Raw genomic sequence first — 19,632 nt, forward strand, 5'->3', positions numbered from 1 at the left:
TACCAAATGGCTTTAATCAGTATGCGACAACTTCTTGATCATGCAGCTGAAAATGGTTACGGCGTACCTGCTTTTAACGTTAATAACCAAGAGCAAATGCGTGCAATTATGGAAGCGGCTGATAAAACAAACAGCCCTGTAATTGTACAAGGCTCAGCAGGCGCACGTGCCTATGCTGGTGCCCCTTTTATTCGTCATATGATTTTAGCAGCCGTTGAAGAGTGGCCTCATATTCCAGTTGTAATGCACCAAGACCACGGTACTTCACCAGGTGTATGTCAGCGCTCAATCCAGTTAGGCTTTTCATCAGTTATGATGGATGGCTCATTAATGTCTGATGGTAAAACCCCTTCAAGCTACGAATACAATGTTGATGTGACTCGTCAAACCGTTGAAATGGCCCATGCGTGTGGTGTATCTGTTGAAGGCGAGCTAGGTGTTCTAGGTTCACTTGAAACAGGAGAAGCAGGTGAAGAAGACGGTGTTGGTGCAGAAGGTAAACTTTCTACTGATCAAATGCTAACAGATCCTGAAGAAGCAGCTGATTTTGTTCGTAAAACTAAAGTTGATGCACTTGCTATCGCTTGTGGTACTTCACATGGTGCGTATAAATTCACTCGTCCACCAACAGACGATATCTTAGCAATTGATCGCATCAAAGAGATCCACGCACGTATCCCTAACACTCACCTAGTCATGCATGGGTCGTCTTCAGTACCACAAGAGTGGTTAGAAGTGATCAACCAATACGGTGGTGAAATCCCTGAGACCTATGGTGTGCCAGTAGAGCAGATCATCGAAGGTATTAAATACGGTGTTCGTAAAGTAAATATCGATACTGATCTTCGTTTAGCGTCAACAGGTGCTATTCGTCGTCACTTGGCTTTAAATCCAGCTAACTTCGATCCACGTAAATACCTAGCTGAAGCAACGAAAGCAATGACAGAGATCTGTGTTGCTCGTTACGAAGCCTTTGGTACTGCTGGTCAAGCAGCTAAGATCAAGCCTATCTCTTTAGATGATATGCACCTTAAATACTTATCGGGTGAACTTGATCCACAAATCAAATAATTGATAGTAAATTGAAAAAACCGGCTTCAGATGCCGGTTTTTTTATGCCTTGCTCAAGCCGGATCAACGATATACTTACTCGTACATTTCAGGATCAATGTTTTACTAACCTTGGCTTTCACAGATCATTATTTTACTAGTTGGATACTGATCAATGACTTTTTATTGTTCACCTTTTAAACGAATTACAGATCACCTTAACATTAAATCAACAAGTTATCTTATTCTCTAAGTAAAAAACTGATCTGAGATTGATCAACTTAGTAAAAACCTGATCCTGATCTGGTTAAGTTAGTAGATCAGTGATCCGTAATTTTTAGGCGAAATATTTCCCCCTTGCCTTGACCAAAAGCCCTTTATGTTCGATTTTTAAGTTACTGCTTAAATTAAGGATCGCTACCATGAATAAACCTGCCATGATGTTGTCGAGCTTTGCAATGTGCTTTATTTCATTTCATAGTGCTGCTGAAGCCGTAGATGTGTATGGTCGGGCCCATTTAGGGGTTGCTAATAGCGATACTGGCGATGGCAGTGAAACTTCCATTGAGAGCTATAACTCACGTATGGGGATCAAGGGTAGCGGTGAAATAAGTGATGGTTTAAAAGCTGTATATAAGTTTGAATTTGCAGTAAATGCGGCTGATCAAGATAGTGATGGTAAAACTGAAGAGAATATTACCGCTCGTAATCAATATGTTGGCCTTCAAGGCAGTTATGGGCAGGTAGTGCTTGGTCGTCACGATACCGCGTTAAAGGTATCGCAGGGTAAAATTGATTTAATGAACGACTTTAATGGAGATGTTAAAGCCTTGTTTAATGGTGAAAATCGTCTTGGCGACGTGGTTCATTATAGTTCGCCCGTTGTCGGCAATATGCAATTTGTGGTCACTTATATTGCTGAAGATAATTCCAAACAAGATGAAGAAACCGGCGTTTCTGCGGCATTTATGTATGGCGATAGTAAATTTAAAAAAGCGCCTTACTTCGTAAGTGTTGCCCACGATAGTAAAGTAGCCGGCTACGATACAACACGGTTTACGGCGCAAGGTAAATTAGGCGATTTAACCTTAGGCGGTATGTATCAACAAAGTGAAAAAGTAACAGGTTCTGACAAAGAAGATGGTTTTTTAGTGAGCGCATCTTACAAAATCGATAAATATAAGTTACTAGCGCAGTATCAAGATACTGATGGCAGCTTTGGAAAGTTGAAAGACTCGGGTAGCGGTACCTCTGTTGGTGTTGAACGAAGCCTGTCAAAACAAGCACGTATGTATATGTGGTATACGCAATTCTCACTAGATAATAATGCTGATGAAGATCATGTAGCGGTCACTTTAAGGTATGACTTTTAATCTCGAATTCATCTTTTAAGCGTAAAAAATGGCTATTTTTGCATTGATTCTTTTGCGCTTTTTCAATTACTCGTTAGACTTTCATAAAAATGTCATACTTAGTCATAATAATGAAACCAGTTCGCTAACGAAAGAGATAAATTGGAATGTCACGTAAAGTACTAGTCGTCGATGACGAAGCACCTATCAGAGAGATGCTGGTTTTTGTTTTAGAGCAAAATGGTTTTCAAGCAATTGAAGCAGAAGATTATGACTCTGCAATTGAAGCAATGGTAGAGCCATACCCAGATATGGTTTTATTAGATTGGATGTTACCAGGTGGTAGCGGTATTCAAATTGCGAAAAAATTTAAGCAAAGCGAATATACTCGTCAAATTCCTATCATTATGCTGACAGCACGCGGCGAAGAAGAAGACAAAGTACGCGGTCTTGAAGTTGGCGCTGATGACTACGTAACAAAACCATTTTCGCCAAAAGAATTAATGGCGCGTATTAAAGCGGTTATTCGACGCGTTTCACCAACCTCATTAGAAGAAGCCATTGAAGTACATGGTTTACGTCTTGACCCTATTTCACACCGTGTAACATCAGAAGGTAGTGAATTAGATATGGGGCCTACTGAATTTAGACTACTGCATTTTTTCATGACTCATCCTGAACGTGTTTACAGCCGTGAACAATTACTTGATCATGTATGGGGTACAAATGTATACGTAGAAGACCGTACTGTTGATGTGCATATTCGTCGTCTACGTAAAGCTATTGCACCATTGGGGCATGACCGTTTAGTGCAAACCGTTCGCGGTGCAGGCTATCGTTTTTCAAGTAAATTATAAGTGTCATAGGAATGACCTTAACAAGCTAATTTACATACTTAAGGTAAAGTGAGTGTATGTATCGAGTAGTGAATAAACAGGCGTTAGCAAAACGTCTGTTTATGTATTTCTTACCTTTGTTATTAGTTGGCGTACTTATAGGTGCGCCTTTTTTGCTTTTATTTTTAGGCTCTTTTGCACTTTTAATTTGGCATTATCATCAATTATATCGCCTTAGTGATTGGCTTCTAAATCAACGCAGCTTTAACCCACCTGAAGGGGAGGGGGCTTGGGAGCAGGTCTTTGAAGGAATTTATCATTTACAACATCGTAACCGTAAAAAGCGCAATGAGCTGGCAGATTTAATTCGCCGCTTTCGAGATGGTGCAGAAGCCGTACCTGATGCGGTTGTAGTACTACAAAAAGATCTAAGCATCATTTGGTGTAACCAACTGGCTTTAAAAGTTTTAGGTTTACAGTGGCCAACTGATCATGGACAACGCTTAGATAATCTCATTCGCGATCCTAAATTTGCAAAGTATATGCATAAAGCATGTTTTGACGAACCACTTGAGCTTGATGGCGGCCATAGCTACGATCAAACGTTAGAGTTTCGTGTTATGCCCTATGCAAGTTCACAATTGATGATGGTGGTACGTGATGTTACACGTTTAAAGCAACTTGAGCAGATGCGAAAAGACTTTGTGGCCAATGTTTCTCATGAGCTGAGAACACCGCTTACTGTGGTGACAGGCTACTTAGAAATGCTTGATTCAGACAGCTTACCTCCCCCTGCTATGTGGCAAAAAGCACAAACAACCATGCTTGAGCAATGTCAGCGTATGGATAGCTTGGTTAATCAATTACTGTCGTTATCGCGAATTGAAGGAGCGCGTCGGCAAGATAACGACAAGCCAGTAAATGTGCCTCAGCTACTTACTTATATTCAAACCGAAGCAAAGTCATTAAACCAAGAGAAAGGCCATGAGCTTATTTTTAATGTTGATGCAAGTTTAGATATTAAAGGGGCCGAAGACGAATTAAGGAGTGCCTTTTCTAACTTAGTATTTAATGCCATTCATTACACAAAGCCAGGTGGCAAGATTGTGGTTGATTGGCAGTTTAAAAATAACCAAGCCGCGTTTAGTGTGACCGATAATGGTGATGGTATTGCCGCTGAGCATATTAATCGTTTAACCGAGCGCTTTTATCGTGTTGATAAGGCTCGTAGCCGCACTACAGGTGGTTCTGGTTTAGGTTTAGCTATTACAAAACATGTACTTACAAGACATGACAGTCGCTTAGATATCAGCAGTAAGTTGGGACAAGGCTCGACCTTTGCGTTCGCATTCGGTAGCGATAAAGTCGTGCGTATTGCTAATAAAACGGAAAAAACCGAAAAAACAGCAAAGTCATAAAAATGTCATTTAAGGGTAATCTAACTGTCATCTAGTGTCATTAGAGTAGACCGCAGTTAGGAAATGGGACGAACAAATCGGAGTAACCCCTATGAAATTCAAAAATCTCGTTGCCGCAATGGGTGTGGCTGTAACAACATTTGTATCAGCACAAGCAGCTGCAGTTGATAAAGATATGCCTGAGTACACTAAAACAAGTGGTATCTCTGGTAACTTCTCATCTGTAGGTTCTGACACTCTTGCTAACATGATGACGTTCTGGGCAGAAGAGTACAAGCGCTTCTATCCAAACGTAAACATTCAAATCCAAGCAGCGGGTTCTTCAACTGCTCCTCCAGCATTAACTGAAGGTACAGCAAACTTCGGCCCAATGAGCCGTCGTATGAAGTCAAAAGAAATCGAAGCATTCGAAAAGCGTTACGGCTACAAGCCAACTGAAGTACGCGTTGCAATCGATGCTCTAGCTGTATTCGTACACAAAGATAACCCAATCAAAGGTTTACGTATTGACCAAGTTGATGCGATTTTCTCTTCTACACGTAAATGTGGTGCTGATGCACAAGTTAATCGTTGGAGCGAAGTAGGTCTTGAGGGTGATTGGGCTGCAAAAGATATCCAGCTTTACGGTCGTAACTCAGTATCGGGTACTTACGGTTACTTCAAGAAGAAAGCACTGTGTAAAGGTGACTTCCGTAACAACGTAAACGAACAACCAGGTTCTGCATCTGTAGTACAGTCAATCTCTTCTTCTGTGAATGCGATTGGTTACTCAGGTATCGGTTATAAAACGTCAGGTGTACGTACAGTACCTCTTGCTAAGAAAGGTGATAACTTTGTTGATGCAACATTAGAAAACGTTGCAAAAGGTAAATACCCACTATCTCGTTTCTTATACGTTTATGTGAACAAGCACCCTAACAAACCGCTTTCACCAATCGATGCAGAGTTCTTAAAAATGGTTCTTTCTGTAGATGGTCAAAAAATTGTTGAGAAAGATGGTTATGTGCCACTTTCAGGCAAAATGGCAATGGCTGAACTTAAAAAGCTAGGCCTTCTGTAACAACCATACAGACATAGATGAAAAAACCGCTCATTGAGCGGTTTTTTTCGTTTAGCTTTTGGCAAATAGCTTGGCTTTTATTCGCTTTTGAGCGAGGCGTACTTGTTTACGCTTTTTACCTGATGGTGCCTTAAAGCTTTGAATTGGCATTACCGTTGGGTATTCATTGGGTAATATAGGCACACTAAAGTTAGCGTGTTCATCTTTAGGCAAAGCAATTTCTTGTTGGTGTACACGAAGTGCCGCTAAGGTATCATCGTTTTCAACTTCGCTTGGGCATAAAAATAAACCCATTTTACGCATTTTAACACCTAAGCCGATGCTGCTTGAGTAGCGCACAATTGGTGCTGCCAAAATAAGGCCCACTAAAATCGGTGATAACCACCAAAAGAAAGTCGGTGTGTAATAGTAAGCAACCGAGCCCCAAATAATCGCCGTAATAGTCGAAAATAATGTATAACCAATCGCTTCTTTCCACGGCACCATTCTGCCTTCCCGAGGCTGTGCATCCCAACTTACTTTTTTACCTAAAAATACGCACACTACAAAATAGCTATGAAATACCATCATTAGCGGTGCAATCACTATCGCAAAAATCGTTTCGATTAGTGAACCTGCAATTAGCTTCATAGTGCCACCAAAGGCCTTATTACGGTGAACTAAAGTCACAATAACACCCATTAATTTAGGTAGTAATAACAGCACTGCAGTAATAAATAACAACGAATCAATTAAGTCAGTTTTGGCAATTTGCCAAGTTGGGAAAAGCTGATAAGCATGGTTAAAGTACACGTCGCTATTAAGTGCACGAGTCACCGCATCTAATGTGCTTAATGCCAGCATAGATAACCAAATTAACGATGAGATATATGCTGTGGCACCAAATAAAAAATGCATTTTACTCATTAGCTTAAGACCAGATTTAGGCAATAAACCTAAATGCTGGATATTACCTTGCACCCAACGTCTATCACGGATTGCGTAATCGAGAATGTTACTTGGTACTTCTTCGTAGCTACCTTCAATATCACTAAGCAGTAACACATCCCAACCACTACGATGTAGAAGTGAAGCTTCTACGAAGTCATGGCTTAAGATTTCACCACCAAATGGAGCATTGCCTTTTAGAACAGGCAAACCGCAGCATTTAGTGAATGCTTCAACGCGAATAATCGCATTGTGACCCCAGTAATTTGCTTGGTTTGTTTGCCAAAAAGCAGACCCTGTTGCCAACATTGGGCTATATAAAATTGATGCAAACTGTAAAAAGCGACCAAAAAAAGTGTCTTGGCGAACTGGGATGGGAATAGTTTGGATCAAACCTGATTTTGGATTACTGATCATGCTAGAAGTCAGCTCAAGCATACATTGACCCGTCATAATGCTATCGGCATCAAGTACAATCATGTGATCGTATTGGCTGCCCCAACGTTCGCAAAAGTCAGTTAAATTGCCTACTTTACGGTGTTTATTGTCTTCACGGCGACGATAAAAAGTGTGCTTAGCTAAATCACCTAAGCGCTCAGTGAGTGCATTCCACGCTTTAAGTTCATTACGTGCAATTTCAGGGTTTTGGGTGTCACTGAGCAAGTAAAAATCATAATGTGGCATTTGCCCTGTTTTAGCCAGCGAGCGTAAACTTACCTCAAAACCTGCGATTACACGCTCTGTATCCTCGTTGTAGATAGGCATAACAATGGCTGTTTTAGTTTGGCTCAAGGCATGCTGATTAATTTCGATTGGCTTTTGACGTTTTAAGGTTAAAGGGTCAATACGAAATAATTGCAGGATGAAGCCCATGCAGCCACTACAAAAAGCTGTAACGATCCACGCGAAGGTAACTGTAAATAATGCTAGTAAAGCGTACTCAAGCGGTGTCATGCCGTTAGAATTTAAAATATCGAACATGATCCACACGCCGTAAGCGGTAATGGTGAGCGCTAGGCTCGAAAAAAGCCAAGCGCGGGTTTTCTTAAATGGCATTGCTGTTGCCTTTAATGCTTTACTATTGGACGTCGTTTGGATACCAGACATAGCTCCATACCTCGCTGATTTCTTTATCACGTAGTTTTAACGATAAGCGCATATCAACAGGCTTATCTCCCTCTGGCGCCACTTTAAAGGCTACGCGCCATCCTTGATTGTTTGGTAACTGTTGTACCGTTTTATCACTTATTTGCCCTGCAGAGAGTGTAAGATCCGCTTGCATGGCGAAATTAGCAGATAATTTGTTAATAGTTTCCCCACTAAAGTCGACGGTAAATTGGCGATGGCTTTTAGGTGGTGGGTTCTTCTCACCCGGAAGTGCTGCACTGCCAATTCGGGTTCTTAACACACTCGCTTTATCTTGAGCTGCAAGCGTGGCATTGAAAGTCGAAAGTTTGTAACTAAAACTTAAGCTGTCACCAGCTTTCATTGGCTGATCTGGCACCCAGTAGCTAACAATATTGTCGTTGGTTTCTGTATCTGTAGGGATTTCTACTAGCTCAACACGACCTTTACCCCAATTACCCACTGGCTCAATCCACATGCTTGGACGGTTGTGATAATGCGCTTCGGTATCAAGGTAGTTATTAAAGTCACGATCTCGCTGTGCTAGACCAAACCCTTTCGGGTTGTCGTAGCTAAACGAAGTAACGCTCAATTTCTTCGGATTATTCAATGCACGCCAAACCCATTGGCCTTGTTCTGATTGCATTAAAAGGCCATCAGAGTCATGTACTTCAGGACGGTAATCATCAAAGAACTTGGTACTGTTTTCGCCGTGATAGAACATGCTTGTTAACGGGGCAATACCGAGCTTTTTGATGTCTTTGCGTGCAAAAATTTGCAGCTGTGTTTTCACTTCAGTATTCGTTGAAGGTGTTAACTCAAAACGATATGCGCCTGAAACTGATGGGCTATCGAGTAGTGCATAGAGCACGATAGTTGTGTCTTCTGGTGCCGGTTTTACTAACCAGAACTCTTTGAAAACGGGAAACTCTTCACCTGAGCTGAGTGCTGTATCAACTGCAAGACCACGAGCTGACAGACCATATACTTGATGCGGGCCAACTAAGCGAAAATACGAAGCACCTTGGAATACAGCTACTTCATCTTTATATTCGTTGTTATTCAGTGGAAAATGCAAACGAAAACCCGCGTGGCCCAGTTGCGTATTAGCAATGGCAGTATTGATCTCTTGCTCTAACGGTGCAGCGGTTGCATCGTAACGATAGTAATCGGTTTTAAACGGTAAACTTTTTACTTCAGCATTTTGCTCAAGGGTATTTATTGCAACTGGTGAGCGATATAAAAAACCTGGGTGGAATAACTGCACTTCATAAAGGCTTTGATCTTTCCAAATTGCTTGCTCAGTACGAAAACGGATTGCACGATAGTCCTGATAACCAATGCTAGTTAATGCTTCAAGTTCTAATTCTTTAGGCGCAACATACGGCTCAGATGCTAATTTTTTCGCACGCGCGGTGATAACTTCAAATAACTTTTCTTGAGGTATAGTGATCATTGCAGGCTTAAGCTCAACAGCAGCATTATCCTTTACTTGCTGTTTTTCATTTTCGGTAGCTTGAACCTCTGCGGCTGTTTGTTCTGTTTTAGTCGCTTTTGGCTGGTCTGGTTCTTCAACAGCGTAACTATGACCTGCACTCATGGCTAATAATACGCCCAAGAAGGTCTTCTTTTTGACAGCGCTGAAGAGCTTAGTTCGGGTTTCTGGTCTCATTCAATTTTCCTTTAGCCGTAAATCACGTTAATTCATTCATACCCCTTAGCAATTCCTGAACCCAAATAAAAAATAATATTCTCAATGACTTTGAGTTGGTACAGCTAAATGCGAAGAGTAAAATTTTGAAATTAGTGAGAAACAATTACATGGTTGCAGTTGTTTATTCGTCACCAATATGGAGAAGTTTAATGAACGAAAGCTTGCCCTAATATGAATAGCTTAATGGGTAAATAAAAATATGAACAAAATTACCAGAGGCTTAATTATGAAAGCGAAATTGTAATCGAGGAAGGGGGGAGTATAGGCACTGAACAGGCTTTCAGTGCCTCAAAATTAATCTAAACGAATCAATGGTATTATTTAACTTCGCCTAATTTTTCTGCATTTGCTTTACATTGATTGTAAGCTTCAATGCACTTATTGCTACAGACTTTATGAACTAAGCCATCAGCGGTACTTTGTTGTTCACAACTTGCTTCACATTGATAGTTTTGTTGAGCACATTGCTGCATTTCTGGATTGTCAATTTTGTTTGAGCAGGCAGACAGTAATGTCATTGCAAACAATGTAGCTGCAATTGCTGGTAGTTTTTTCATGCTTATCCCTAGTTTATGTCTTTTCTTTGCAATCCATCTTACCCAGATTACAGCTATTTAATCCAGCTCAACTTGTAAATTGTCAATTAAACGCACTGAGCCTAAATAGGCGGCAGCTAAAATAACAAGTTGTTTGTCAGCCGCAGTGGCAGCTTTTAGTGTTGAACGATCTGCTATAGCGTAGTAGTCAGGCTTTAGCCCTGCAGCTTCAAGCTGTGCTTTTGCAGCAGCTTCGAGTGCAGCAATGTCATCGTTACCTTTTTTAAGTGCCGCTGCAGTATTGTTTAGTGTGGCAAACAGAACTTTTGCTGTGTCTTTTTGCTCGTCAAATAAGTAACCATTACGAGAGCTCATCGCTAGGCCTGATATTTCACGGCAAGTTGGAACGCCAACAATTTCAACAGGGATAGATAAGTCGCGCGTCATGGTTTTAATGACTTGCAGCTGCTGAAAATCTTTTTCACCAAAACAGGCAAAATCAGGTTGAACTAGGTTGAATAACTTAGTGACAACCGTTGCGACACCTTTGAAGTGACCAGGACGTGAGCCACCACAGTAACCCATAGAGACACCTGGTACATCGACAAAACTTTGCTCGCCTAAACCATTTGGATAAATGGTCTCAACGGATGGTGTAAATACAATATCAGTACCAAGATCAGCTAAACCTTGTTTATCTTCGTTTAATGTACGCGGATAGCTATCAAGATCTTCATTTTTCCCAAACTGCATCGGGTTAACAAATATACTCACGACTACTTTATCAGCGAGTGTCTTGGCTTTTTCAACAAGTGAAAAGTGGCCTTGATGTAAATTGCCCATAGTAGGCACTAGCGCAATGCTTAAGCCTGCTTGACGCCAAGCCTTGATTTGACTGCGTAAGGATTTTATTTCAGTGATTGATTGCATTTATTTAAACTCGTGTTCGGCACTTGGGAAAGCACCACTTTTTACATCTTCACAATACTTTTGCACTGCAGCTGGCATATTGCCGGTTTCTAACAAAAAGTTCTTTGAAAACTTTGGAATATAGCCTGCAGAAATACCTACTAGGTCGTGCATTACTAAGATTTGACCATCGGTCTGATTACCTGCCCCAATACCGATCGTAGGAATGCTCAGCTCATCTGTAATACGCTTAGCAAGCTCACTAGGAATACACTCTAAAACAAGTAATTGTGCACCAGCAGCCTCAAGTGCTTTAGCATCGCTAACCATTTTGTCTGCTTGAGATTGCTCTCGGCCTTGAATTTTAAAACCGCCAAATACGTGTACTGATTGTGGTGTTAGGCCTAAGTGACCACAAACAGGAATACCTTGCTGGGTCATCGCACGGATGCTGTCGTGAAGCCATTCACCACCTTCAAGCTTGACCATGTTTGCCCCTGCACGCATAAGCTCAGCAGCATTTTTACAAGCATCAGTTGGGTTGGCATAAGTCATAAATGGTAAGTCTGCAATAACAAATAACTCACGGCTACCTGCTCGTACGCATCGCGTATGATAAGCAATATCTGTGTTGGTTACCGCTAATGTATCATCAGCACCTTGCAAAACCATACCTAACGAGTCACCCACTAAAATCACTTCGACGCCATTATCATGAAACAATTTAGCAAAACTGGCATCGTAGGCCGTTAATGCGGTGATTTTTTGTTGTTCATGTTTCATTTTATTAAGTGTTGAAACGGTGATTTTAGACATAATTTCCTCTAAGGCTTAGCCTTGGTTGATTACTGCTGAGGGAGTTGTTGTAAACCGTTTAAAGGTAACGTTTTTGTTATATCAGCAAGTGATTGATTACTCGGTAGTACAAGCGTTGGCGCAATTTCCAACAATGGATAAACAACAAATTCTCGCTGTGTTAGGCCATAATGAGGCACGGTCAAGCGAGGGGTGTCTATCACGTCATTACCAAACAATAGAATATCTATATCAAGGGTGCGAGGACCCCAGCGTTCTTCTTTTCTAACACGGCCATGTTCAAGTTCGATAGCTTGAGTTAAATCAAGCAATTGTTCTGGCTCAAGTGCAGTTTTAACACAAGCGACCGCATTTACATAATCGGGTTGATCTTGAGGCCCCATAGGTTTGCTTGCGTAGTCATGCGATACACAAACAAACTCAACATCTTTTAATGCTTTTAGGGCAGCGACAGCAGCATGAATTTGTTTACGTGGCGCGTTTAAATTAGCGCCTAAACCTAAATAAACGGTATGCATGCTTAGTCTACTTTTTTCTTGCGCGGACGACGGCGACGTTTAGGACCGCCTTGGTGCCCTAAATTTTTAACCATCTCTTTTTGGCCATTGATGTCTTGGCTTAGGTAGGCTGTCCACCAATCTGCTAGCTCTTTCAGCTGTTCTTCACCTGCCTGCACACGAAGTAGTAAGAAGTCATAGGCGGCTTTGAAGCGAGGCTGTTGAGTGAGCCTGTAAGCGCGCTGACCACCTCGTTTATCAAGGCGTTGTTGAATATGCCAAATATCGCGTGCACCAAGTGTGAAGCGTTTGGGTACTGCGACATGTTGTGCGTTTTCACTCAGTACTTTATTCATCGCTTGTGCAAATGCATCGTACTCTGAAAGTTGATCACGTAGTTGTAACTTCTTAGCAATACTCAGTAATGGGAACCACAACAAGGCTGCAAAAATAAATGCTGGGGTGACTTTTTTATCTGCGTTAATACGTTTATCGGTGTTTTTAAACATTTGCAGGATAAACGCATGTTCTAGGCCATCAGGGTTTGCATCTAAGATTTTATCAAGCGCTGGGAATAATGCTTTGAATAACCCATACTGGCGCAGCATTAAGTAGTTTTCTTCAGCTTTGCCGTTTAAGAACAACTTAAGTGATTCTTCAAATAAACGAGCAGGCGGAATATGGTCAAGTAAATTAGCAAGGCCTTTAATTGGCTTTTCGGTGCCTGGTGCAATGCTCATGCCCAGTTTTGTTGCAAAACGAACAGCACGCAGCATGCGCACAGGGTCTTCCCTGTAGCGTGTTTCAGGGTCGCCAATAAGCTCAATTTGTTTTGCTTTTATAGCACTAATACCGTTGGCATAGTCATAGATACAAAAATCGTTAATTGAGTAATAAAGTGCATTAATAGAAAAATCGCGTCGCTCGGCATCTTCTTCGATGCTGCCATAGACATTATCGCGAAGTAGTTGTCCGTGTTCGCTTGATTGGCTAATTTGATTTTTACTTTCGTCAGCTTCATGATGACCTCGCATGGTCGCCACTTCAATCACTTCTCGGCCAAATACGATATGGGCTAAACGAAAACGACGACCGATTAGGCGACAGTTGCGAAATAGCTTTTTGATCTGTTCAGGCGTTGCGTTTGTTACAACATCGAAGTCTTTAGGTTGTTGACCTAACAATATATCTCGAATACAACCACCAACAAGGTAGGCATCAAAACCACCTTCTTTAAGGCGGTATAATACTTTGATTGCATTTGGGCTAAATTGTTTGCGTGAAATACCATGTTCACTGCGCTCGATCACCAAAGGTAATTCGCTCGTTGATAAAGCATCACTTGATGTCGTGGCATTTGGGCCAATAATTTGCCGACAAAATTGAAAAAGCTTGGAAATAATAATCTGTCTCCTACGACGCGGACTTTGCGACTCATCAAGTATAGCGTTTGTTTGTTACTTCGCCGATGTGAGATTGACGTGTAATCAATGTGTTTTAAATGACGCTAAATTAAGGTGTTGATGATTCGCACACTTTGGGTCGCTATCATATACCAGCAGGGCTGAAAAATTAAGTTACTCGGCCTTTAAAATTGGCAATTTATTTTTCAATAGGAACAAAGTCACAAAAAGTAGAGTTCGAATCCTCGTTAACTTGTATTTCTTGTACCTTTGGAATGTATTCAAGACGGTAAGTTTCGACTGCCCATGCTAGCATTTGTTCTATATCTAATGACAGTAGAGAGACTTCTGGCTTTAAACCTAAAAAGCGAAAGGCATCGAACAAGGCCGGTTTTGGATCTGATTTCGCTATTGCTGGCGCGTAATTCTGTTTCGATAGCTTAAAACCAGGTTTAGCAACCGCTAACGGTAGATGTGCATATTGTGGAGCAGGTTTATTGAGTTGCTTAAACAAACTGAGTTGTCGTGCAGTTGGCTCAATTAAATCAGCGCCGCGAACTACTCGTGTTATATCTTGTGCAATATCATCAACGACCACGACCAGTTGGTAAGCAAATAAACCATCACTTCGCTTTATTAAGTAGTCTTCTTTGGCAAGTTGGCTATTTACACTAACCTCACCTTGAATTAAATCATGATAGTGACTTGTTGCATATTGCTGGGTTAAACGCAGTGCTGAATCAGCTAAAGAGTGGTTTTTATCTCGGCAATGGCCTTGGTAAATTCCCCCGATAGCTTTAATTTCTTTACGGGTGCAATGACATGCATAAACAAGGTTTTGTGAAATTAGCTCATCAACAATTGCTTGGTATTGCTCATGACGCTGGGTTTGGTAAATGACGGGCTCGTCCCAGTATAGGCCGTAAGCCTCTAGGGTATGTAATATATCGTCGCTAGCACCGCTTACAACACGCGTTGTGTCGATATCTTCAATGCGTACTAACCATTTTCCTTGATTGGCTTTTGCATCAAGGAAGCTACCCACAGCCGCTATAAGTGAGCCAAAATGTAATGGCCCTGAAGGGGATGGCGCAAAGCGGCCACGATATTCACGCATTGGCGTGTTAACGGCTGTGGTAGACATGGGCTAATTAAAGGATATTAACCGCGTCCAGATTGCTTTTCTTTAATTTCCGCAAGCGTTTTGCAGTCTACACATAAATCAGCTGTAGGACGCGCTTCTAAACGGCGGATACCAATTTCAATACCACATGATTCACAGAAACCAAAATCGTCTTCTTTGATTAATTGAATCGTTTTTTCTATTTTCTTGATCAGTTTACGCTCGCGGTCACGAGTACGAAGTTCTAATGAGAATTCTTCTTCTTGTGCTGCACGGTCTACTGGATCTGGAAAGTTAGCTGCTTCGTCTTGCATATGCGATTTAGTACGGTCTACTTCGTTACGTAAATCGTTACGCCAAGCTTCTAAAATTGTTTTGAAATGAGCACGTTGTGCTTCATTCATATACTCTTCACCTGGTTTTTCTTGATATGGATCCAACCCGGCTTGAGCCAATAACCCTAGTCTTTTTTGGTCTGGCATAACTTTCTCCTAAATCCTTAATATTTTGCCCAGCATTAGCCGGCGGCTATAAATAGCAGAATCATTAGGTTGAGGCAAATTTATTTTTAATTAATCCTATAGGCCTCGAGCTGATGATTGCTCAAATAATTATGGGCGGTTTTGTAAGCCCTTAACTATCCGTTAATTTTTTAAAATTTGCATAGTTATATGGGCAAAAAAAAATAATACAACTTAAATCGTGTTATTTACTGCTGTTTTAAGAAAAGAGTTGTTTAAGGCTGAAAACTACACTTTTCCTGCAATTGAATCTCGTTGGCTGAAATTTTTGCTTTATAAGCAATCACTTCAACTCCTTGCTCTATTGCATGAGCTAAAAGTTGCGCATATTTGGGATCGATATGAGCTGCAGCACTTACTTGATTAATACCTTCATGTAAAACTGCAAACAGTAAGACTGCACGATGCCCTTGTTGCACCATTTCTACTAGTTCCCTTAGGTGCTTTTGACCTCGTTCAGTTTTTGCATCTGGAAAATAACCTTGCCCAGACTGCGGCTCTAATTGCGAGAGTAAAGTCACTGATTTTACTTCAATATAACAATGGGGCTTGTTTTCATCTGTTAATAAAAAATCGATACGGCTATTTTCTTGGCCGTATTTTACTTCTGCTGTAATTGTTTGGTAATCAGCTAGTTCAGCAATAGTGCCAGCATTGAGAGCCTCTTGCACAATTCTGTTTGCAATAGCGGTATTGACACAAATTAAATGATTAAATTGATTCTCTGTTAGTTGCAGTGAATGGGGGTATTTGCGTTTGGTGTTATCACTGGTTGAATAAAAAGCGTTAAACCCTGGCTCAGCACAGCCCGTCATCTTTCCTGTATTGGCGCAATGCGCTGTAAACTGCTCGCCTTCAGCCGTTTTTAAGTCGGCTAAAAAGCGTTTGTAGCGTTTTATTAAGGTGGCTGATTGTAATGCGGGAGTGAACTTCATGGCTCTAATAATTTCGTTTTTCTTTATTGTATGTCATTCATTACGAGGATTGAACCACTCAACATAATGCTATTTATCGCAAGCTGTTGGGAACTTACGTTGGCTGTAGTAAACTCAGGCAACATTTTTAGCGCAAAGAGTATTCTAACATGTCAGAAAAATTTTTAGTTCAACTTAGCGAGCAGGGCGCTGCCGCACACTGGGGCGAAAAAGCCGCTCTTTCTTTTACTGAACAAGGCGCAACTGTTCATTTAACTGAGCAAGATACACTTAAAAACGTACAAAAAGCAGCACGTACGTTAGCTAATCAAGGCTTAAAAAATATTGCTTTAGTGGGCGATGTTTGGTGTACAGAAACACAATGGGCTTTTTATCAAGGCTTTGTTTCACCAAAAAATTTAGATGCAATTGAGTTTGTTGAAAATGCAAAAACAGACGGCAAAGAACTGGCTTCTTTAAAGCAAGCTGCGACTTGGGCTCGTCAAATGATCAATGGCACAGCTGATGATATTTTCCCTGAGAGCCTAGCTGGTAAAGCGGCAGAATTCATTCAGTCATTAGCGCCTGAACACGTAAGCTATCAAATCATTAAAGGTGATGCTTTATTAGAGCAACAATGGATTGGTATCCATGCGGTAGGTCGTGGTAGTGAACGCCCACCGGTATTATTAGCATTAGATTACAACCCAACTGGTGACGAAAATGCCCCTGTTGCTGCCGCTTTGGTTGGTAAAGGCATTACCTTTGATTCAGGTGGTTACTCAATCAAAGCAAGTGAAGGCATGCTAGGCATGAAGTGCGATATGGGTGGTGCTGCTACAGTAACTGCAGGCTTAGCACTTGCTATTAACCGTGGTATCAACAAACGCATTAAATTATTCTTATGTTGTGCAGAAAACCTTATTTCAGGCCATGCATATAAACTTGGCGATATCCTAACCTATAAGAATGGTACAACGGTTGAAATCGTTAATACTGATGCTGAAGGCCGTTTAGTACTTGCTGATGGTTTAATGGCTGCAGGTGAGTCGGGTGCGCCATTAATTATTGATGCGGCAACACTAACAGGCGCTGCACTGGTAGCTGTTGGTCAAGAGTACAACGCATTATTTGGTCTTGATAAAGAGCTTGTACGTGACGTACAAGACTTTGCAGAGCAGGAAATGGAAGCTGCTTGGCCATTACCACTTGAAAAATGGCATCAACAAAACTGTCCATCACCATATGCAGATACCGCAAATAGCCGTCCTCAAAAGGGCGGTGGCTATGGTGGTGCATCTAATGCGGCTGGTTTCTTATCTCGCTTTGTGCCAAATGAAGGCAAAGGCTGGGTACACATTGACCTGGCAGCAGCATTTAATATGGGTAGTACAAGTGAGTGGGCTGCTGGTGCGACAACACAAGGTATGCGTACAGTTGCAAGAACCTTACTAGAAAAAGCATAAGTAATTTACTTTTCTGTGATTAATAAAAAGCGCCTAACTTAGATGAAGTTAAGGCGCTTTTTTTGTAAATTCACAAACTGATACAAGCTTTTTTGAGTAAATTAGTATAAAATCCCGCCCCACATTTTCTCATCCTGTGGTTAGTTATTATTAAATTAGCTACACTTGAATGATCATTCACACTGGGGTCTCTATTTATGTCAGATAAGTGCTATATCACTGCGCAGCAGCTTCTTGAAGATTCATTTCGTGTTGCGGCACAAGTTTATGAAGATGGTTTCCGTCCTGATTTCATCATTGGTATTTGGCGTGGTGGTGCTCCAATTGGTATCGCAGTTCAAGAATATTACGATTATAAAGGTATCGAAACTGACCATATTGCAGTGCGTACTTCATCGTATTACGGTATTAACCAGCAGTCAAAAGAGATCAAAGTTCACGGTTTGCATTACATCATTGAAAATGCGAATGCAGATAACTCATTATTAATCGTTGATGACGTGTTCGATTCTGGCCGCAGTATTTTTGCATTGAAAGAAAAGCTTTCTGAATTAATGCGTTTGAACTTACCACGTGATATTCGTGTTGCATGTCCATACTACAAGCCAAAGAACTCAAAAGTAGACATGGTGCCAGATTATTATATTCATGAGTCTGAAGAGTGGTTAGTATTCCCTCATGAACTTTCAGGCTTAACGCCAGACGAAATCATCGAAGGAAAGTCTGATTTAGCTAATATTCACGACATACTTTTAGAAAAATAAGCATCATTTTTACAAAGTTATGAGTGTTCTTACACTCATAACTGCGCAAAACTTTCGACGTAGTCACTAAGCTTGTCGATATCTACCACTTGTAAGCCTTGAGTACTTCTCTTTACTAAGCCTTTTTCAACTAATTCTGTTACAACGCGTCTATAAGCTCTTTCGGTGGTGGCAAAGCGCTCAGCTTCTGCATTTACGGTAGGGTAGGCACGCAGTAATGTTGGGTTATTATTCTCAGCTCTTAATAAGCAATCTTTAGCTATGTTGTAGCTAAGTGGTAATAGCAGCTTATCTAAATTTATTTTTTGGTTTTCTTGGAATTTAGCAGCGATTGTTTGCGCTGTGTATAAGCTTAGCTCTGGTTTTTCTAATAGTAGTGCACGCCAATGTTTAAGCTCAATTAGGTTATAACTTACATCACTAAAGCACGTTACTGTGTAAATACAGGGATAATTATTCAGTGCTTCAATCTCACCAATCAGGGTGTTATTACAGTCAAGTTGACCTAAAAGAAGGCGTCGGCCGTTACCCACGTCATAGCTGAATGACACCGTGCCGCTTCTAACTAATACGAGTTTTGATAAAGGTTGATCCTGATGGATCAGCACTTCTTTTTTAGCTTGTTGAAAACTGCTGCCAGCAAATGTCAGTAATTGGTCAACAAGATAGCTTGAAAAATGATATTGAAACATTAACGCCGCTCTTCGGACAATTGTCCTATTTATTACATCTTAATGACGTTAGCATTAAGATTCTAAGAATTTACGCTAACTTGCTAGTAAGGTGTTTCACGTTACTGATACCTTCATTTCCCGTGTAATGATTTTAAAGCCAAGATTTTTCTGCAGCTTTACAAGGTTTTTAGTAAGTTAGCTTTTTTATTTTATTGTCAAAGTAGCACTGAGTGCGTCAAAAAAAATGACAAGCTCCAATGCTAACCTAAAGCCTAGGAGAGAACAATTGAGTTGGGAATATTTAGGCTATTTAGCGTCAGCACTTTTGGTTGCTTCTTTGACAATGAGCGATGTAGTTAAGCTACGTTGGCTTAACCTAGCAGGATGTATTGCATTTACCTTCTACGGGCTGGCAATTGGTGCTGTTCCTGTGGCCTTTACCAATGGTTTACTAGCATTTGTGAATATTTACCACATCATAAAATTAAAGCGTCAGCAAAAAGCTGACGCTAAGTAACACTTAGTAA

Annotated in this window: 19 protein-coding genes; 8 read left to right on the plus strand and 11 right to left on the minus strand. The window is 40.9% G+C overall.

Features of this window, described 5'->3' with window-relative positions:
* Positions 1 to 6 precede the first annotated feature (6 nt).
* The 5 genes from fba (at position 7) to L1D46_RS00360 (ending at position 5,716) form a co-directional block, all read left to right on the plus strand.
* On the plus strand, positions 7 to 1,071 hold the full coding sequence (gene fba / locus L1D46_RS00340) for a class II fructose-bisphosphate aldolase (protein ID WP_063703260.1): 1,065 nt from the start codon (positions 7 to 9) through the stop codon (positions 1,069 to 1,071).
* A gap of 401 nt (positions 1,072 to 1,472) precedes the next feature.
* Positions 1,473 to 2,423: a porin gene (locus tag L1D46_RS00345; RefSeq protein ID WP_130050722.1), complete on the plus strand. Its 951-nt coding sequence runs from the start codon at positions 1,473 to 1,475 to the stop codon at positions 2,421 to 2,423.
* A 146-nt stretch (positions 2,424 to 2,569) separates the two neighbouring features.
* Positions 2,570 to 3,259, plus strand: a complete 690-nt coding sequence (gene phoB, locus L1D46_RS00350) for a phosphate regulon transcriptional regulator PhoB (RefSeq protein WP_036970740.1) — start codon at positions 2,570 to 2,572, stop codon at positions 3,257 to 3,259.
* Positions 3,260 to 3,315: 56 nt separating this feature from the next.
* On the plus strand, positions 3,316 to 4,656 hold the full coding sequence (gene phoR, locus L1D46_RS00355; protein ID WP_239976525.1) for a phosphate regulon sensor histidine kinase PhoR: 1,341 nt from the start codon (positions 3,316 to 3,318) through the stop codon (positions 4,654 to 4,656).
* A 91-nt stretch (positions 4,657 to 4,747) separates the two neighbouring features.
* Entirely contained in the window at positions 4,748 to 5,716 is a 969-nt protein-coding gene (locus L1D46_RS00360) for a phosphate ABC transporter substrate-binding protein PstS family protein (RefSeq protein WP_167658746.1), read from the plus strand.
* A gap of 51 nt (positions 5,717 to 5,767) precedes the next feature.
* On the opposite strand, the gene mdoH is transcribed toward L1D46_RS00360, so the two are convergent.
* The 10 genes from mdoH to sfsA form a co-directional block, all read right to left on the minus strand.
* On the minus strand, positions 5,768 to 7,750 hold the full coding sequence (gene mdoH, locus L1D46_RS00365) for a glucans biosynthesis glucosyltransferase MdoH (RefSeq protein ID WP_239976527.1): 1,983 nt from the start codon (positions 7,748 to 7,750) through the stop codon (positions 5,768 to 5,770).
* Positions 7,722 to 9,440, minus strand: a complete 1,719-nt coding sequence (locus L1D46_RS00370; protein WP_167658747.1) for a glucan biosynthesis protein G — start codon at positions 9,438 to 9,440, stop codon at positions 7,722 to 7,724. The genes mdoH and L1D46_RS00370 overlap by 29 nt, the downstream gene beginning before the upstream one ends.
* 359 nt (positions 9,441 to 9,799) lie before the next feature.
* Positions 9,800 to 10,039 (minus strand): hypothetical protein, encoded by a 240-nt coding sequence (locus L1D46_RS00375; protein ID WP_062564854.1) that lies wholly within the window; start codon positions 10,037 to 10,039, stop codon positions 9,800 to 9,802.
* Positions 10,040 to 10,096: 57 nt separating this feature from the next.
* A complete protein-coding gene (gene panC, locus L1D46_RS00380) occupies positions 10,097 to 10,948 on the minus strand; it encodes a pantoate--beta-alanine ligase (protein WP_239976529.1) in 852 nt (283 codons plus the stop codon).
* Positions 10,949 to 11,743, minus strand: coding sequence for a 3-methyl-2-oxobutanoate hydroxymethyltransferase (panB, locus tag L1D46_RS00385; protein ID WP_130050728.1), 795 nt, complete (start codon positions 11,741 to 11,743; stop codon positions 10,949 to 10,951).
* A gap of 29 nt (positions 11,744 to 11,772) precedes the next feature.
* Entirely contained in the window at positions 11,773 to 12,261 is a 489-nt protein-coding gene (folK, locus tag L1D46_RS00390) for a 2-amino-4-hydroxy-6-hydroxymethyldihydropteridine diphosphokinase (RefSeq protein WP_130050729.1), read from the minus strand.
* 2 nt (positions 12,262 to 12,263) lie between these two features.
* Complete coding sequence (pcnB, locus tag L1D46_RS00395) at positions 12,264 to 13,550, minus strand: polynucleotide adenylyltransferase PcnB (protein WP_233786756.1); 1,287 nt, start codon at positions 13,548 to 13,550, stop codon at positions 12,264 to 12,266.
* A gap of 292 nt (positions 13,551 to 13,842) precedes the next feature.
* Positions 13,843 to 14,787 carry a tRNA glutamyl-Q(34) synthetase GluQRS gene (gene gluQRS / locus L1D46_RS00400; RefSeq protein ID WP_167658749.1) on the minus strand — a complete coding sequence of 315 codons (945 nt, stop codon included), beginning with the start codon at positions 14,785 to 14,787 and terminating at the stop codon, positions 13,843 to 13,845.
* Positions 14,788 to 14,804: 17 nt separating this feature from the next.
* Positions 14,805 to 15,248: an RNA polymerase-binding protein DksA gene (gene dksA / locus L1D46_RS00405; RefSeq protein WP_130050732.1), complete on the minus strand. Its 444-nt coding sequence runs from the start codon at positions 15,246 to 15,248 to the stop codon at positions 14,805 to 14,807.
* A 254-nt stretch (positions 15,249 to 15,502) separates the two neighbouring features.
* Complete coding sequence (sfsA, locus tag L1D46_RS00410) at positions 15,503 to 16,222, minus strand: DNA/RNA nuclease SfsA (RefSeq protein ID WP_178927350.1); 720 nt, start codon at positions 16,220 to 16,222, stop codon at positions 15,503 to 15,505.
* Between the two features lie 149 nt (positions 16,223 to 16,371).
* Here sfsA and pepB point away from each other — a divergent pair, with 149 nt between their 5' ends.
* Both pepB and L1D46_RS00420 read left to right on the plus strand, forming a co-directional pair.
* Complete coding sequence (gene pepB / locus L1D46_RS00415; RefSeq protein ID WP_130050734.1) at positions 16,372 to 17,667, plus strand: aminopeptidase PepB; 1,296 nt, start codon at positions 16,372 to 16,374, stop codon at positions 17,665 to 17,667.
* Between the two features lie 197 nt (positions 17,668 to 17,864).
* Positions 17,865 to 18,431 (plus strand): phosphoribosyltransferase family protein, encoded by a 567-nt coding sequence (locus L1D46_RS00420; protein ID WP_130050735.1) that lies wholly within the window; start codon positions 17,865 to 17,867, stop codon positions 18,429 to 18,431.
* Positions 18,432 to 18,466: 35 nt separating this feature from the next.
* Here L1D46_RS00420 and L1D46_RS00425 read toward each other — a convergent pair whose 3' ends face one another.
* Positions 18,467 to 19,123: a Crp/Fnr family transcriptional regulator gene (locus L1D46_RS00425; RefSeq protein WP_130050736.1), complete on the minus strand. Its 657-nt coding sequence runs from the start codon at positions 19,121 to 19,123 to the stop codon at positions 18,467 to 18,469.
* Positions 19,124 to 19,391: 268 nt separating this feature from the next.
* On the opposite strand from L1D46_RS00425, the gene L1D46_RS00430 reads away from it, so the two are divergent.
* Positions 19,392 to 19,622 carry a YgjV family protein gene (locus L1D46_RS00430; protein WP_130050737.1) on the plus strand — a complete coding sequence of 77 codons (231 nt, stop codon included), beginning with the start codon at positions 19,392 to 19,394 and terminating at the stop codon, positions 19,620 to 19,622.
* Positions 19,623 to 19,632 lie beyond the last annotated feature (10 nt).

It is taken from the genome of Pseudoalteromonas sp. Isolate3 (assembly GCF_022398505.1).
Classification (GTDB): domain Bacteria; phylum Pseudomonadota; class Gammaproteobacteria; order Enterobacterales; family Alteromonadaceae; genus Pseudoalteromonas; species Pseudoalteromonas apostichopi.

What these genes read in the sequence shown, in the direction of transcription:
- panB (WP_130050728.1), bottom strand. Translation starts at nt 11,743, where the DNA reads ATGTCTAAAATCACCGTTTCAACACTTAATAAAATGAAACATGAACAA.
- L1D46_RS00345 (WP_130050722.1), top strand. Translation starts at nt 1,473, where the DNA reads ATGAATAAACCTGCCATGATGTTGTCGAGCTTTGCAATGTGCTTTATT.
- mdoH (WP_239976527.1), bottom strand. Translation starts at nt 7,750, where the DNA reads ATGTCTGGTATCCAAACGACGTCCAATAGTAAAGCATTAAAGGCAACA.
- gluQRS (WP_167658749.1), bottom strand. Translation starts at nt 14,787, where the DNA reads ATGTCTACCACAGCCGTTAACACGCCAATGCGTGAATATCGTGGCCGC.
- L1D46_RS00370 (WP_167658747.1), bottom strand. Translation starts at nt 9,440, where the DNA reads ATGAGACCAGAAACCCGAACTAAGCTCTTCAGCGCTGTCAAAAAGAAG.
- pepB (WP_130050734.1), top strand. Translation starts at nt 16,372, where the DNA reads ATGTCAGAAAAATTTTTAGTTCAACTTAGCGAGCAGGGCGCTGCCGCA.
- L1D46_RS00360 (WP_167658746.1), top strand. Translation starts at nt 4,748, where the DNA reads ATGAAATTCAAAAATCTCGTTGCCGCAATGGGTGTGGCTGTAACAACA.
- phoB (WP_036970740.1), top strand. Translation starts at nt 2,570, where the DNA reads ATGTCACGTAAAGTACTAGTCGTCGATGACGAAGCACCTATCAGAGAG.
- folK (WP_130050729.1), bottom strand. Translation starts at nt 12,261, where the DNA reads ATGCATACCGTTTATTTAGGTTTAGGCGCTAATTTAAACGCGCCACGT.
- L1D46_RS00420 (WP_130050735.1), top strand. Translation starts at nt 17,865, where the DNA reads ATGTCAGATAAGTGCTATATCACTGCGCAGCAGCTTCTTGAAGATTCA.
- phoR (WP_239976525.1), top strand. Translation starts at nt 3,316, where the DNA reads ATGTATCGAGTAGTGAATAAACAGGCGTTAGCAAAACGTCTGTTTATG.
- L1D46_RS00375 (WP_062564854.1), bottom strand. Translation starts at nt 10,039, where the DNA reads ATGAAAAAACTACCAGCAATTGCAGCTACATTGTTTGCAATGACATTA.
- sfsA (WP_178927350.1), bottom strand. Translation starts at nt 16,222, where the DNA reads ATGAAGTTCACTCCCGCATTACAATCAGCCACCTTAATAAAACGCTAC.
- fba (WP_063703260.1), top strand. Translation starts at nt 7, where the DNA reads ATGGCTTTAATCAGTATGCGACAACTTCTTGATCATGCAGCTGAAAAT.
- L1D46_RS00425 (WP_130050736.1), bottom strand. Translation starts at nt 19,123, where the DNA reads ATGTTTCAATATCATTTTTCAAGCTATCTTGTTGACCAATTACTGACA.
- panC (WP_239976529.1), bottom strand. Translation starts at nt 10,948, where the DNA reads ATGCAATCAATCACTGAAATAAAATCCTTACGCAGTCAAATCAAGGCT.
- dksA (WP_130050732.1), bottom strand. Translation starts at nt 15,248, where the DNA reads ATGCCAGACCAAAAAAGACTAGGGTTATTGGCTCAAGCCGGGTTGGAT.